General features: G+C 34.3%; 12 protein-coding genes and 1 pseudogene. 4 read left to right on the top strand and 9 right to left on the bottom strand.

Annotation, left to right across the window (positions count from 1 at the left end; translation table 11 throughout):
* Positions 1 to 38: 38 nt before the first annotated feature.
* Together DW721_RS02355 and DW721_RS02350 are read right to left on the bottom strand one after the other, a co-directional pair.
* Positions 39 to 992: a tRNA-dihydrouridine synthase family protein gene (locus DW721_RS02355; RefSeq protein WP_243035925.1), complete on the bottom strand. Its 954-nt coding sequence runs from the start codon at positions 990 to 992 to the stop codon at positions 39 to 41.
* The gene (locus tag DW721_RS02350; protein WP_022014922.1) at positions 989 to 1,918 is read right to left on the bottom strand and encodes a YegS/Rv2252/BmrU family lipid kinase; all 930 of its coding nucleotides are present in this window, start codon (positions 1,916 to 1,918) and stop codon (positions 989 to 991) included. The genes DW721_RS02355 and DW721_RS02350 overlap by 4 nt, the downstream gene beginning before the upstream one ends.
* Before the next feature lie 576 nt (positions 1,919 to 2,494).
* Between DW721_RS02350 and queA the strand changes: the two are divergent.
* Positions 2,495 to 3,511, top strand: a pseudogene (queA, locus tag DW721_RS02345) (tRNA preQ1(34) S-adenosylmethionine ribosyltransferase-isomerase QueA); the annotation flags it as partial.
* Between the two features lie 291 nt (positions 3,512 to 3,802).
* On the opposite strand, the gene ispD reads toward queA, so the two are convergent.
* From ispD to DW721_RS02315, 6 genes are all read right to left on the bottom strand, one after another.
* Positions 3,803 to 4,534 carry a 2-C-methyl-D-erythritol 4-phosphate cytidylyltransferase gene (gene ispD / locus DW721_RS02340; protein WP_055943638.1) on the bottom strand — a complete coding sequence of 244 codons (732 nt, stop codon included), beginning with the start codon at positions 4,532 to 4,534 and terminating at the stop codon, positions 3,803 to 3,805.
* A 30-nt stretch (positions 4,535 to 4,564) separates the two neighbouring features.
* The gene (locus DW721_RS02335) at positions 4,565 to 5,443 is read right to left on the bottom strand and encodes a PRD domain-containing protein (protein WP_055943640.1); all 879 of its coding nucleotides are present in this window, start codon (positions 5,441 to 5,443) and stop codon (positions 4,565 to 4,567) included.
* A 187-nt stretch (positions 5,444 to 5,630) separates the two neighbouring features.
* Positions 5,631 to 7,826, bottom strand: coding sequence for a PTS transporter subunit IIABC (locus DW721_RS02330; protein ID WP_118744673.1), 2,196 nt, complete (start codon positions 7,824 to 7,826; stop codon positions 5,631 to 5,633).
* Positions 7,827 to 8,221: 395 nt separating this feature from the next.
* Positions 8,222 to 8,827, bottom strand: coding sequence for an Rpn family recombination-promoting nuclease/putative transposase (locus tag DW721_RS02325; protein WP_118744672.1), 606 nt, complete (start codon positions 8,825 to 8,827; stop codon positions 8,222 to 8,224).
* Between the two features lie 285 nt (positions 8,828 to 9,112).
* Positions 9,113 to 9,586: an IS200/IS605 family transposase gene (tnpA, locus tag DW721_RS02320; protein WP_118744671.1), complete on the bottom strand. Its 474-nt coding sequence runs from the start codon at positions 9,584 to 9,586 to the stop codon at positions 9,113 to 9,115.
* A gap of 204 nt (positions 9,587 to 9,790) precedes the next feature.
* Entirely contained in the window at positions 9,791 to 10,018 is a 228-nt protein-coding gene (locus DW721_RS02315) for a hypothetical protein (RefSeq protein ID WP_118744670.1), read from the bottom strand.
* 183 nt (positions 10,019 to 10,201) lie between these two features.
* Here DW721_RS02315 and DW721_RS02310 point away from each other — a divergent pair, with 183 nt between their 5' ends.
* The gene (locus DW721_RS02310; RefSeq protein ID WP_022013067.1) at positions 10,202 to 10,501 is read left to right on the top strand and encodes a hypothetical protein; all 300 of its coding nucleotides are present in this window, start codon (positions 10,202 to 10,204) and stop codon (positions 10,499 to 10,501) included.
* A 381-nt stretch (positions 10,502 to 10,882) separates the two neighbouring features.
* Positions 10,883 to 11,359 (top strand): hypothetical protein, encoded by a 477-nt coding sequence (locus DW721_RS02305; RefSeq protein ID WP_055943659.1) that lies wholly within the window; start codon positions 10,883 to 10,885, stop codon positions 11,357 to 11,359.
* Positions 11,360 to 12,101: 742 nt separating this feature from the next.
* Here DW721_RS02305 and DW721_RS02300 read toward each other — a convergent pair.
* Entirely contained in the window at positions 12,102 to 12,320 is a 219-nt protein-coding gene (locus DW721_RS02300; RefSeq protein WP_118744669.1) for a hypothetical protein, read from the bottom strand.
* A gap of 84 nt (positions 12,321 to 12,404) precedes the next feature.
* Here DW721_RS02300 and DW721_RS02295 point away from each other — a divergent pair, with 84 nt between their 5' ends.
* Positions 12,405 to 15,200: a hypothetical protein gene (locus tag DW721_RS02295; RefSeq protein ID WP_147355373.1), complete on the top strand. Its 2,796-nt coding sequence runs from the start codon at positions 12,405 to 12,407 to the stop codon at positions 15,198 to 15,200.
* The last annotated feature ends 156 nt before the right edge of the window (positions 15,201 to 15,356 follow it).

Genomic DNA, 15,356 nt, shown 5'->3' with positions numbered 1-15,356 from the left:
TACCTGATATTGCAGGTTATAACAGTTTAGCCTGTTATTCATTCAACACTAAAGCTGCATCTGCTAAGCAGCGTTTCTACTGCCGCTTTATACTCCGTAAGCTTTTTTGCTTTTCTTATCTTTTTTACATATTTATCCGCATCATCAAAATCATTTGCAAAATAAGCCCACAATTCTTTCAGCTTAAATAATATAAATGTGTCTCCATCATATACCTGGCAGAATTTGTCAAAAATCGCCTGATGATATTTTTTAAAAAATTCCTTATCTATTGCACCTTTTCCTCTTATCTGCCCGAAAAGTCCAGGGTTTGCGAGTATTCCCCTGCCTATCATAATACTGTCCGTGTCAGGAAATCTTTCCGTTATCATATCATAATCGGATTTTGTCTTTATGTCTCCGTTATAACATACCGGATTTTTGCTTGTGTTTAGAGCATAATCAAACATTTCAAGATTTGGTTTATTTTTATACATATCCTGTCTTGTCCTCGGATGGATTATAAGCTCATATACCGGATATTTATTAAAAATTTCAATCAGCCTGTAAATCTCGTCAGGATTTTCAAAGCCTATTCTTGTCTTAACTGAAATTTTCATATCACATTCCGTATATATCCTGTCTAAAAACTCATCAAGCTCCTCAGGGTATCTTAAAAAACCTGCTCCTCTCTTCTTTGAAACAACTGTTCCTGACGGACAGCCGAGATTAAGATTAACTTCATTATAACCAAGTTCCCTCATTTGTCCTGCCGCATTTATAAAACCGTCAGCATTATTTGCAAGTATTTGTGGAACAAGAGATATATTTTCGTTATTCTCCGGAAGTATATCACGCAGTTCTTTATTTTTCATAATACCTGACGGTCTTGTAACAACAAACGGCGAAAAATATTTGTCAACATCGTCAAAAAAATCTGCATAGATATTTCTAAAAATATAACCGGCAACACCCTCTAACGGTGCAAAATATAACTTCTTTTTTTCCATCATTCAATCGCCCTCTTTGATGATACTTTAGCAAGTGCTCTTCTGTCACAAATAATAGAAAGTGCTTCCTTCATATTCTGCATATATGCGTCTTTGCAACATCCACCGTCCTCTCCGTCAAGTGTCCACTGAATATCATCATCACTTATTATATGTATAAAACTGCTGCTTAAATAACACATATTTTCAGCATCAAGCTGTTTTGACAAAAGTGCATTTAAAACCTGCTGTAATTCAATAGGATTTTTAAGACTCTTTATGAGAAGTGCTTCAAAAAGTCCATCATCCATTTTAATATTTTTCTTTTCATAATATTTATATCCTGCAACCGAAACAGAATTACTGATAAGCCCTAATATAAACTCATCCTCAATAACTCCTCCGTCATATTCTATCTTCATATGATGAGGTTTTATATCTGCGATATGTTTTAAAGCTTCAATAAAATAAGCCGCCTTTCCAAGTGCATTTTTCCACTCCTGCGGTGTCTGATAAGAGACTTCAGTAAATGCACCAAACCCCGCAACATATGTAAAATATCTGTCATTGAACTTTCCCATATCGCAGTTAAAAACATCACCATCCGCAATAAGTGATGCTGCATTTTTCATAACTCTTGGAATTTTCAGGCTTGATGCAAAATCGTTGACAGTCCCTGCAGGTATATATCCGCATATAGGTCTTTTTTCAAGCTTCATAAGCCCTGTAGCAACCTCGTTCATAGTACCATCACCGCCAGAGCAGACTATATAATCATATCTCTCACCTTTTTTCTCTATAATCTTTGTGGCATCCTCCCTGCCCCTAGTGGCAAAAATAGTAACCTCAAACCCCTCTTTACAAAAAATCTGTATTATCTCAGATAATTTATTTTTAATCTGCTCCTTACCTGCCATAGGGTTATAAATAAATAACATTTTTTTACTCATAAAGTAACCTCACTTATCATCTTAAATATTATGATGTTGGTGTCCAAATGTATTTTGTCTCCAACTGATGCCACAGATTGCTAAATTGCTTTGCAATTTTCGCAATCCTGCAAACACCTCAAATATCATTGTCAGTGTTTGATTTGTCAAGCCGGCAGATAACAATGTGTGTAAACATACATTGCTATCTGCTTTTGACCTTTGCATCATATTATACCGTTATAATTTACTCTTTGCAAATGTTTTGTTCGGTGTTATGATATAAACTATAACAGTTCAGCCTTGCATTTCTTACATTCATAAACCTGCCAGCGAGCTGTCAGTCGCTGCTGTGCAGCTTATCTTTACTCATTTCAGAAATGAAAGGCTATTCTACCATAAAAAGGTACTTAACAATACAATGAACAAGCTCATTGTATTGCCAATTATCTTTTTATGGCTGAACTGTTACTATAAACTATAAATAATAATAAATGTTTGGAAAATTATCAATATATTATTCGATTGTGCTGATATGATAAACAATCACATAGCCTGGAATAAATTTACCAAACAAAAATAAACCGGAGGTCCCAAATGAAAACTGCTGATTTTTATTATGAATTACCTGAGGAACTTATTGCACAGGATCCTCTTTCAGATAGAGCCGCCTCAAGACTGCTCGTTATAGACAAGATTACCGAAAAACGCACACATACAGATTTCCACCATATAGGCGATTACTTAAATCCGGGTGACTGCCTTGTTATAAATAACACAAAAGTCATCCCTGCCAGACTTATCGGTGAAAGAGAAAACACCGGTGGCAAAGTTGAATTACTACTTTTAAAGAGAAAAGAAAATAATATCTGGGAAACTCTTGTAAAGCCCGGCAAAAAGGCGCGTATCGGTTCAAGGATAGTTTTTGGCGGCGGTATCTTAAAAGCTGAAGTCGTCGATATTATCGAAGAAGGCAACCGTCTTGTCAAATTTGAGTTTGATGGTATATTTGAGGAAATCCTTGACAAACTCGGTCAGATGCCACTCCCTCCTTATATTACCCATCAACTTAAAGATAAAAATATGTATCAGACCGTATATGCAAAATATGAGGGTTCTGCCGCTGCACCTACAGCTGGACTTCATTTTACGGAAAAACTTCTTGAGGATATAGAAAAAAGCGGTGTAAACATTGCAAGAGTGACACTCCATGTAGGTCTTGGCACTTTCAGACCCGTAAAAGTCGATGATGTATCAAAACATCATATGCACACTGAGTTTTATCAGGTTTCAAAAGAAGCTGCTGATACTATAAACAACACAAAGAAAAATGGTGGCAGGATTATATGTGTCGGGACTACAAGCTGCCGTACAATAGAGTCTGCATCTGACAAAAACGGAATAGTTATGGCAGGTGAGGGCGACACTGACATATTTATATATCCCGGCTACCGTTTCAGAGTCCTTGACGGACTTATAACAAATTTCCATCTCCCTGAGTCAACACTCCTTATGCTTGTCTCTGCACTTACCGGACGGGATAACATAATGGCAGCATACAAGGAAGCTGTTGATATGAAATACAGATTTTTCTCATTTGGAGATGCCATGTACACTGACGCAAGACGGCTTGTCTACAACCCTGACGGAACATACAATTCACTTTATTTTGAAAACGACGGAAAATTAAAAATCTCTGCTGATGAATACCAAAAAGCAGAGGAAGAATATCACAAAATATTATTATTAGATGGAATAGATAAGGCATGGAACACATTCCACTCTGATAAATGGAATGTATCTGCCTGTGAAGAATGGTGTAAAAATAATTCAGCCAATCATCGCTTTTAACACTATTAGGAGGGGCAATCCCATTCTGATATGCTGCGATAGCAGCTAATAGTGTTATGAGCAAGTAGCAGAGCGGATTGAGAATATCTGCTTAGCAATAGACTCGGCAAATATCATATCTTCTTTATAAGTTATCTTTATGTTGGTTCTCTCGCCATTTACAATGGCAACCTTTTTACCGGAGAGAACCAATATTTTTGACGCATCGGTAAGTATCCCCCGCTCACTGTCAGTAAGTGAAAAATAAAGTTCTCTAAGCTGTTTTGCATGAAATGTCTGTGGTGTCTGACACTGGTACATACTGCTCCTGTCAGGTATATTTTCTATCACACCATTGTTACAGTCTAAAATAGTATCAACAGCAGGTATCGCCGTTGTAGCGGCACCATACTCTAAAGTTTTCCCAACATTTTCGGATATTATCCTGTTATTTATAAACGGTCTTGCAGCATCATGCGTAACTATTATCGTATCATCATCAACACCATAATGCTCCTCTATATAAGCTATCCCGTTCATTATTGTTTCATTGCGGCTGTCACCGCCTGTAATTATCTCTATATCCGCCGCTTTTTTGTTCTCACATTTATCTTTGATAATATCTCTTGTATATCCTATCCATTCATCAGGACAAAGAACTATTATCTTCTCAAAACTTTCATACTCTATAAACCGTTCAATGGTATGCACGATTATCGGCTTGTCTCCTATCTCAAGATACTGTTTCGGTTTATCAGCACCCATTCTGCTCCCTACACCACCTGCTAATATCAATCCAAATATCATATGTTTACACCTTTACATTTTATTTTTTCACTATTCTTCTGCTTCTAGCTCGCCGCTTGTCACACGGCATATGTGCATGGCAAGATAACCAATCTCTGCCTTATTTAACTTATGTTTTATCATCCCTGAAATCTCATCACAGATTTTTTCTGCCATCGCAAACTCGTCAGGATATTTAATGCTCATGTAGTCATTAAGGCTCATTTTTAATTTCTCACCCTTTATAGCCCTAACTATCATATAACGGACATGATTCATAAGTCGGTTGTAAGCAAGCGACATTATATCTATCTTTTTGTCTATTGCTCTCTCTACAATATCCACGCACTGCCTGACTGCCCTTGCAGTCTGCATCGCATCCGAAACTTTCTCGTTATCTATTGCTGAATGAACATGAAGTGCTATATATCCCACCTCATCATCATCTATAAGAATACCAAACTTCTCCTGAATTACCGGTATGACACATAATGCAGCTTTGTATTCCATGTGAAACAAAAGCCTTATATCTTCTGTCAGCGGATTGCTTATTCTCTCGCCGTTTTTCATTCGCTTTACCGCATAGAAAATATGGTCGGCAAGGGAAAACAGGATATTTCTGTCAATGTCACCAAACATTTTTTCAGCCTCTTTAAGCACTATATCCGCTGTTTCAAGATACTCAGGTGTAACTTCGTCAACAATATCCTTTGCATCACCTCTCTCACCACATTCCTGAAGTGAGTACACACGGCTGTCCTCTTTAAGCTCTGCTGCTGCACCGGTTTTTTTCCCGAAACCGATTCCTTTTCCCATCAAAAGATATTTATCTTCTTTATCTAAAAGATTTTCTTTTCCATGCAACTTTTCACAATCATCCAAAGCTGCAATCACTGTATTGTGATTTAATACTCTCACAACTTTATACATACCTTTTTCATCCTCTCCATAATGTAATCCTTAATGACCATCAGCCCAAGACATCATAGCTAATACACTAGCCGACATCTTGAGCCTGATAGTCAAACTTATATTTTATTCTGCTTAAATAATAAGCTTTTGGGGTCAAAAAGTATTTTTACCCCAACATCATAATAACAATTTTACCACCAAAAATCTACTCATAAATATCTATGGCAAAAAGTTCATCTCCTGCCTTTATATCTCCCGTTTTTAAAAGGCGTACTTTCTGATTGTCTTCAAGTTCAGTACATAAAACCGGTGAAACAAGTGATGGTGCATTTTCTTTTAAGTAGTCAATATCTATCTTCATAAGCGGCTCTCCCTTTTTAACCTTCTGACCGCTTTCGACAAACACTTCAAAGCCTTTTCCATCAAGTTTTACCGTATCTATACCTATATGAAGCAGGAGACTAAGTCCTGAATCCGTCATAAATCCGATAGCATGTTTTGTATCAAATACAAATACTACCTCTCCATCCTCAGGTGCTTTTATAATGGCATCCTCAGGTGTAACAACAGCTCCGTCTCCCATCATCTTACCTGCAAATCCTTCGTCAGGTGCAGTAGATAAATCTGCCGCCGTTCCAGTTATAGGACTTGACACAACAACTGTCTTTACAACTTTTTTTTCATTGTCGGCATTTGGCTCATTTTCCTGTTTATCTTCAATCTTTTTATTAATCTCTCCTGATAAATCTTCACTGCTTTCAGTATATTCCATATCAGGTGCAGTTTCAAGATAATCTTCAAGATTTGATTTAATAACAGTTACATGAGGTCCGTAGATAACCTGTACTCCGTTACCTTTATGGATAACACCGCTCGCTCCCGTAGCTTTAAGTGCCGCATCATTTACAAGGTCAGGATTTATTACAGTACAGCGCAGTCTTGTCGCACAGCAGTCAACCGTATCTATATTTTTCTTTCCGCCAAGTCCTCTTGTTATATCCCTGCTAAGTTCATCCTCTACCGCTACACCGTCGGCATTGTTCCCTTTTGCCCTTCTTGCGTTCACATCGGCTTTTGTATAAAGTTTAACCTCCCCTGCATCATCTTCCCTGCCCGGAGTTTTAAGGTTAAATTTTTTGATAAGGAATGAAAATATAACATAATACAATATAAAATAAATTATACCGACTGGAATTATCCTAAACCAGCTTGTCTTATCATTTCCCTGAAGTATTCCGAAAAGGAAAAGGTCAAGAAGTCCACCTGAGAAAGTAAGACCTACTGCTATATTTAAGATGTGTGCTATCATATAAGCTGCACCTGCAAGTACAACCTGAACACCGAATAATATCGGTGCTACAAAGAGGAATGAAAACTCAATAGGCTCTGTGATACCTGTAAGCATACAGGTAAGTGCTGCCGAGAACAAAAGTCCCCCTGCCTGTTTCTTCTTTTCAGGCTTTGCAGTACGATACATGGCAAGTGCCGCACCCGGCAGACCAAATATCATAAAGATAAACTCACCTGAGAAATATCTTGTCGCATCAGCACTAAAATGTGTAATATGTGCTGAATCAGCAAGCTGTGCAAAGAAAATATTTTGTCCACCCTGAACAAGATTTCCTGCAACATTCATAGTTCCACCAACCGCCGTCTGCCAGAAAGGCATATAAAATACATGATGGAGTCCAAATGGAATAAGAGCTCTCTTAATTATACCAAAAGCAAGTGTTCCAAGATAACCACTGCCAGTAACAAGACCGCCAAGTGCATAAATACCGTTCTGGACTACAGGCCATACGAAATACATTAAAATTCCTACAAACATATAAACGATAGTTGAAATAATAGGAACAAATCTTGAACCTGCAAAAAATGACAATGCATTAGGAAGCTGTATCTTGTGAAAACGGTTGTGAAGTGCCGCAACGCCAAGACCTACTATGATACCGCCAAAAACACCCATCTGCAAAGTATTTATACCACAGACAGAAGCTATCGTTCCCTCAAGCACATCTTTTGATATGCTTCCATCAGAAAGAATTTTTCCGTTTATCTCAAGCATACTACTGATGGATATGTTCATAACAAAATATGCGATAACCGCAGACAAAGCAGAAACTTCTTTTTCCTTCTTTGCCATTCCAATAGCAACACCGACTGCAAACAACAACGGCAGATTGTCAAAAACAGCACTTCCGACCTTGTTCATAATCACAAGCAGTGCGTGCAAGATAGTACCATCTCCGAGAATTTTTCCAAGATTATACATCTCAATAGTTGTCTCATTCGTAAACGAACTTCCAAGTCCGAGTAAAAGCCCTGCTACAGGCAAGATTGCGATTGGAAGCATGAAACTTCTTCCAATTCTCTGTAAGACTTCAAAAATTTTGTCTTTCATAATAATCTCCATTTCTGCACACATTTTTTGCATAATGTGAAATATAATATATTTCACATATAAGATTTGCGTCAAGTGTGCACAGACACAAATCTTGTGTATGAAAAATCGGATTTTTCATACTATCCTCACTTTCTGTGATATTTACATGGAAGCGTTCTTCATAAAATGCTCTTACAATATAATAATGATGTTGGGGTCAAAAGGTATTTTGACCCTAACTGATGCTCCGGATTGCTTCATTGCTACGCAATTTCTTTATAAACACAAAAAAAGAGACACTAACTCCACATAAATATACTATTTGCAATTTATGTATAGTTAATGCCTCGATTTTTTAAATCAAGTAACATACTATTTATTATTTTTATATCACTTTTCGGAATTAATGTCAATTACTTTTTTGCAATTAATATATATTTATAAGCCTGTTCCTCGTCTATGGCAAATTGTTTTATCAACTGCTCCGCAATCTGCTCATCTGAATAATCCAACCCTGCCAATATCTTAATAGTTCCACTAATTCCCTGTTCTATGCCACGCTCCAAGCCCTGTTCCAAGCCCTGTTCAAATTTTTCCTGATAACTCATCTGTAAAGTCATATAATCCAACCTCCATTTCTCGTTATCTCTTACTTTTTTGACTGCCTGCTCCAATTCTTCCGTAAACTCATCTGATGGTGCTTCTCCGTCTATATAATTTAATAACTTTTTCATTTCAGGACTTACATCATCAAGTGTCCCTTTTGTATTTAATATTATCTTTGTAGTATCATCACCAAGCGGTAATTCCAAATCCTCAATACAACGATTTTCAAATGTATATACATGACGGCCTAATCCGAACAAATCAAATGTGCATATAAATATAACAAAACTCTTTTTTAGATTTTTATAGTTTTCGCCTTTTTCCAGTATATTTAAATCTATCATCCCCTGATAATAACGCATCCTCTTCGGCAGATTATCTTTTAACTTTAATTCCTCAAATCCTTTTATCATACATCCCCATTAAAAACCTTATTTTGCATATATAGTTTCCACATATCTGTTACAAAAATTTCTATAATACATCATATACTACAATATTTTATATACTGTTTATATATATTATATAATGTGCAGCAAAATTCTTCAATAATATTTTCACAATCACAACCACCGGCTTAGCCGGTGGTTTGCTTTGCGGCCTATAAGGCCTCTTTGCCGGCGTCTGAGTCTAAAGACTCGCCGAAAGGTCTGCCCACCGCAACATCAGTTACTTACTTAAGCCCCCTGGGCTTATTATTAATTGTTTTTCTTTACCGGCTCACCCGTGAACTGGTCAACATACTCTTTGATTGTCATCTGGTCATATTCCAAATCTTCTTGTAATTGATTTCGAATATATTCTTCTATTTTCTTTGCATTTTTTCCTGCTGTATCAACATAATATCCTCTACACCAGAAATGTCTATTTCCATATTTATATTTTAAATTTGCATGTCTCTCAAATATCATCAATGTACTTTTTCCCTTTAGATATCCCATAAAATATGAAACACTCATTTTAGGTGGAATTTCAACAAGCAAATGAATATGATCCGGACATACTTCTCCTTCTATAATATTTACACCTTTTCTTTTACAAAGCATTATAATAATATCGCGAATATCTTCTCTTAACTTTCCATACGCTACCTTTCTTCTATACTTTGGTGCAAAAACTATATGATACTTACAATTCCATGTAGTATGTGATAAACTGTTATTGTTGTTCATACGGACAACCTCCTTTGCTTTTAATGTGGTTGGCAGACCATCATTATTATAACAAAGGAGCTTATCATTGCACATCACTTAAGCTCTTTCCACCACCCGCATAGCAGGTGGTTTATTTATTTGCTACATTCCATTTCTCCTCCAAGAGAAACTACATTTCGCAAATGAGGCCTCTAGGCCTATACAAATAGAATAGGAACTGCTCTACTCAGTTCCCATTCTATCTCGCTCCTGCAAGTCAACCTCTAATGAGGTATCATCGTATTGAGCTTTTATGCTAACTTCTTTATATTCACAAATTTTATCTGTAATGTGTTGGACTATATCGCACATGAAGTACAGAGACGTTCCAAGTAGAGCACATACAATGATAACGGCAATAAGTTTATATAGAGAGTTGCATTCAACAACATATTTAATCATTTTACTCATAACAGTCACCTCCTATCATTGTCTTTGTTTTCAACATCGTACTATTGATAGATTGGTGTTTGTTTGAGGAACACCTTTTAAAAATGGAAGTAACTATATTTTCATTTGAAGCCGTAAGTGTATTATATAGCAAATTAGAATGTTTTGGTAGAGAGAACATTTATTTGTAAGGAGATAAAAGGATTGAAAAAACTTAAAAATTTTATTGAAAATAATTATATTCGTATGAATTATGTATGCTTATGTTTGGTAATTTCAGTATCACTAGCGATAGGATTTTTCTTGTATGGTCTTACAATAGATTGTCTTACCGATTTTGTTGGAATGATAATTGTCTTTATAGGCAATATACTAAAAATTACCGTTGATGTAAATGTAGTTTCAATGTTTTCAAAGACTATTTCATATTTGATTTTAGTAGTATTTTTTGCTTGCACAACAAAATATACTATAAATAAAATTGAAATTTCAGAAATTGATTAAACCAAGAATTCTCAATTTCAATATTGGAGAGAAATCGTAAAAACATTGCAGTAAACATTATGAGCGTAGTCACACGGCTACTCTCTCACTATATGAATCGTATGTTTTATTTAAAAAACTTCAAATAGGTGTTTACAAATCTCAATTATTGTGTATAATATAGATAAGAAATCAGAAGTGGTTTCTTTGTAATCCGTGGATAACGGAAAGAATATTATCCAATTGTAAGTTTGTCTCCGAGAATGACGGGACTAAAATTTAGAATATCATTCAGTCGTAAGTTTATCTCCGTGGATAACGGGATGTAAATTTAGAATATTATCCAATTGTAAGTGTTAGAGAGAGCCTGTAACGGCTCTTTCTTTATATCAGGAGCAAAAGATGAAATTAGTAAAAATATCAAATAAGTTTTTCAATGATTGTAAGAAGAATAACATACATAAAGAGTTAATGTTTAATGAAGATGGTCGCCCAAGTGTTTTGATTGTTCGTTTGAAATATAAGGGAAATTTCCATAAGTTCGTTGTACCACTTCGTTCAAACATATCTCCTACCACACCCAAAAATCAATATATGTCATTACCTCCAAATTCAAAGACAAAACCACATCATTCTCATGGAATACATTATATTAAGATATTTCCAATTACAGATAAATATGTTCAATCATATTTAATAAGTGATCCGTTTGATTTAATGGTAAAGAACATAATTGATAATAATGAATCTGAAATTATTCAAGCTTGCCAGGATTATTTGTTTGAATGCGAAAATGGTAATAAACATTTTATGACACCTGATATAGATGGAATAATAAAAATGTTAGATATGTTAGACGAAAACAAAGACACCAACTAAGGTGTCTTTTTATATTGCGGTAAATTCACATCTACTCTTCCATCCAAGTTCAACACAAAATAAACGACCTGCCTTTCGACAAGTCTTCTACTCTTAGATTGGTGATGATAAATACGAATATTGATTTAATAAAACTTATTCCTCAACCTGACCTACGAAACCTATTTGACGATTCGGAGCTTCTATCTCAGGTTTCGGTACAACCATTAAAAGAAAATTCAACTGTTGTACATGCTGTATCAGTTCCAACGGTTTGCCAGATGTGTCCTCTCCGTGGAAACAGACCAAATTGTAGCCAATGTAACCGATTTCTTTAATTAAAAGTGAGGTGAAAATATGAACGAAAATTAAAAAAATAATATTACCACTAATGAATCATCAAATAATATCGTAATTCACAGTGACAATAGTGATACTATTACTATAGATGACATAGGAATAACTTTTAATCTGGAATCTGGAAAACTCCATTTCCTAAATCAATAACTTCTCCACTTGAAATTATTGTAAAGTTTACATCTACATCTTGTTCAACAGTAAGGACAAACCTATTGGATATTTAGAAACAATTCTAGTAATACCATGTTCGGTATGAATTGTTCTTTGAATATCATTTGGGTTGCATCCTTTTGGATTAAGAATCTGTGCTATCATTTTTATCAACCCCTCCTCTGCATTAGTATATGGAATATTTTACCACTAATTGTTATACAGGTATAGTCGGAACTTTTGTTTGTTTTCTTCATTTCTTTTTACTACCTACATATAAAATTGCAGATATAATTGAAGAAACTGCAAGAGTCAATATTGATATACCTACTGAAATAGCATCAGTTACCCATGTAGAAGTATTTGGTTTTATTGGATCTGGAATGTAAAACAATTTCATGCAAACAAAATTGGCTATTATAGCTAATAAAATTGGTACTACAATATGAATTATTATTTTCTTTTTGTTCATAGGCTTACTCTCCTATTTGTATAATCTAGTGTTTTCTATTTTATCACATAATTTTAAAACAAGCAACAATCATTCCTCAAACAAATGATTGATATGGTATCCTCAAACAATACCTTTGCTAACAATAGTATGATATTTAAAACAAAAGACAGTTCTGTTGATAGCACTAGAAAAACATTATCTTTATTCAATAAGGATTGGAATACTTATAAAACAAATTGGCAACAAGGTTTCTCTCAAAACGGTATTTCTGGTGGAATAAAGTCAATATTCCAGTCAAGTAATTCCGTTATTTCAAAAGATCAACTTCAGATTTTAAGAAATTGGAACAATGCGGTAGCACATGGTTGTACAAATCAGGAAACCTTTAATAGAATCATTAAAGATGCTGACAGTAATACAAAACTGTATTTTTCTGGTTTAAATAAGAGTAAGGGTTCTGTTGAAGGACTAAAAAATGCTCAAAATGTTGCAAAACAATCTACTATTGGATTAACACTTGCTCAAACAGCATTAAACACTGCTATATCTCTTGGATTTACAGCCGCCTTAATGTTAGCAGTTAAAGGATTAGACAAACTTATAAACTCTGCAAAAAGAGCATCTGAAGCGGCTGACGAAGCATTTTCTGATACAACTGAAAAAGTACAGAAAAATGAAGAAGAAGCAAAATCATTAGATGAACTTGTTTCTAAATATAAGGAATTAAAGACATCAGGAAATTTAGATGTAGATGGCAGAAAAGAAATAAAAGAACTCCAAAATGATATTGCCGATTTAGTTGGTGTACAAGCATCCAATCTTGATTTAGTAAATGGTAAATTGGATGATGAAATCTCTAAATTGGATGAAATATCAGAAAAAGAAGCAAAAAATGCATATGAAACAGCGACAGCTAATTATAACAATTCAAAGAAGTCAACGGATAAAGCTGCTGGTGATGATAATTATCTTGTATTTGATGGATATGCTTATGTTGGGAAAAAAGAAAAAGAAACAATTGATATTTTGCATAATGCAGGATTTAAAAATAACGTACAAACAGGTGGATTAAATCCATTTAATCAACAAGTGTTTATCACTGATGCATGGGATGATGACTATAATGAACTAAAGGGTGCTCAAGAAAAAGCTGACTACTTACAATCTATGATTGATGTTCTTGAACAGAATGGTCAAAGAGCAACAGATTTATATGCTGGGTTGATTTCCCAAAGAGATAAATATTTACAGTATATAGACAACCAACAAGATGCAGCAAATAGTTTGGTTAATTCTTGGATATCTTATAGTCAATTTTCAAATGACGAACTTTCAAAAATAAATATTGATTCACTCGATTCGTTTGAAGAATATCGTCAAAAGATGATTGAAGAATCAAAAAATGATGAAAGCATTGGAAAAATGTTAGCAGACGGTACTTTGTCTGATGAGGATTTAGAAAAAGCTATTGATGATTTTATGGCTACATCTACTAAATTTTCAAAATGGTATGAAAAATGGATTAAAGATACTCAAAATACCTCAAAACAAAAAATAGAAACACCAAAAATAACTTTCGATTCCGCATGGTCATCACTCAAGGCTTCAGATAAAAAATCTCTTCAAAAATCTGCACTTGATGGCACTTTCGATAAAGAAAGTCTTAGTAATTTTTCTAAACTTAATTCTCTTGCAAAAGAATTTTCTCTCGAAAAAGTTCGTCAAGAAATCCTTAACACGACAAATCTTGACGATAGAATTGGTCAATTTATTGATGATATAGGTAATCTCACATCCGCTTTTACTGAAATGCAGAAAAATGGTGTTGTATCAACAAAGACATTACAAGGATTGCCAGAAGGAATTCGTAGACTTAAAGGTTACACAGATTTTAGAAATACTGTTGTTGATCCAAAGTCATCAAAAGATGCCAAAAAATCATCATTTGAAAGTCTTATTAGCGAATATACAAGCAGTCAACAAAGTATTAAAGGTGTAACAAACGAGACTCGCAATTATGTAATTAATGCACTTAAAGATGTTGGCATTGTTAATGCAGAAGAAATAGTAGATGCACAAATTGCTTATGGTAAAATAACTAAAGTTGTTAGAAAAGTAACAAACGAAGTTAGTCAGATGACTAAAGAGGATGCTGATAATTTTTTAAAAGCTGCAAATTTAAAGAGAATGACAAATGCCACTCTTGCTAATAAAATTAGGAAAAATACTTCTACTCTTATTAATTCTTTAGGTAAGGAATATCAAAAAGATGTAAACAATTTTATTAATTCCGTTAAATTAAAGCTTGAAGCTCAAAATGAACTCACTAAGGCTTTAAGACAATCATGGAAATTAGAAGCATCAGCACGTATCACAACTGAAACTAGAACTTCAAATGATATAAATGGTACTGGAAGTAATGGACATAGTACATACACTTATGATACAAACAGCAAAAAATATAAAAAATGGGACAAACAGCAAGAGAAAGTTGCAAAAACACGTAAAGCTTTAGAAGATGCAAAAAAACAAACTGATACAAATCTGAAGCAATTACAACAAGATTATAAATTGCAACAATCTAAACTCTCTAAAATTCAATATAAGCCTTCCACATCTTCTTCAAATAATAAGTCTTCAAAAAAATCTAAATCCTCTGATACTAAACAGGAAATAGATTGGATTGCAAGAAAGCTTACCGTTCTTCAAAGTATTATAGATAAAACATCGGGTAAACTGCAAAATCTGTTTTCAATTAAAGGTAAGAATAATAATATTGATAAACAGATTGCTGAACATGATACTCTTATTAAAGCTGATAATAAAGCTTATATGAAAAAAGCCAATAAGATTAAATTAAGTAAAAATTCTAAGGAAGTTTATCACTTTCTTTTATAAGCAACTATCACTCAAAAACCAAAAGTATCACTTTTTAAAAACTCAAAAAAGACAAGTGATAAAGTGATATTTATAAGTGATATTACAGCAAATATAAAATGCCACCAAACACATTACAATGTTAATAATCCCCAAAGTTTTGATGTGCTTAGTGGC

The organism is Clostridium sp. AM27-31LB (genome assembly GCF_003480745.1).
GTDB lineage: Bacteria > Bacillota > Clostridia > Lachnospirales > Lachnospiraceae > Butyribacter > Butyribacter intestini.
Note: the sequence above shows the minus strand (reverse complement) of the source record. Positions and strands in the feature narration are given on the sequence as shown.

Coding starts and splice junctions, on each gene's coding strand:
- DW721_RS02330 (WP_118744673.1), bottom strand. CDS start 7,826: ATGAAAGACAAAATTTTTGAAGTCTTACAGAGAATTGGAAGAAGTTTC.
- DW721_RS02335 (WP_055943640.1), bottom strand. CDS start 5,443: ATGTATAAAGTTGTGAGAGTATTAAATCACAATACAGTGATTGCAGCT.
- DW721_RS02300 (WP_118744669.1), bottom strand. CDS start 12,320: ATGAACAAAAAGAAAATAATAATTCATATTGTAGTACCAATTTTATTA.
- DW721_RS02325 (WP_118744672.1), bottom strand. CDS start 8,827: ATGATAAAAGGATTTGAGGAATTAAAGTTAAAAGATAATCTGCCGAAG.
- DW721_RS02315 (WP_118744670.1), bottom strand. CDS start 10,018: ATGAGTAAAATGATTAAATATGTTGTTGAATGCAACTCTCTATATAAA.
- DW721_RS02295 (WP_147355373.1), top strand. CDS start 12,405: ATGATTGATATGGTATCCTCAAACAATACCTTTGCTAACAATAGTATG.
- DW721_RS02355 (WP_243035925.1), bottom strand. CDS start 992: ATGATGGAAAAAAAGAAGTTATATTTTGCACCGTTAGAGGGTGTTGCC.
- DW721_RS02305 (WP_055943659.1), top strand. CDS start 10,883: ATGAAATTAGTAAAAATATCAAATAAGTTTTTCAATGATTGTAAGAAG.
- ispD (WP_055943638.1), bottom strand. CDS start 4,534: ATGATATTTGGATTGATATTAGCAGGTGGTGTAGGGAGCAGAATGGGT.
- tnpA (WP_118744671.1), bottom strand. CDS start 9,586: ATGAACAACAATAACAGTTTATCACATACTACATGGAATTGTAAGTAT.
- DW721_RS02350 (WP_022014922.1), bottom strand. CDS start 1,918: ATGAGTAAAAAAATGTTATTTATTTATAACCCTATGGCAGGTAAGGAG.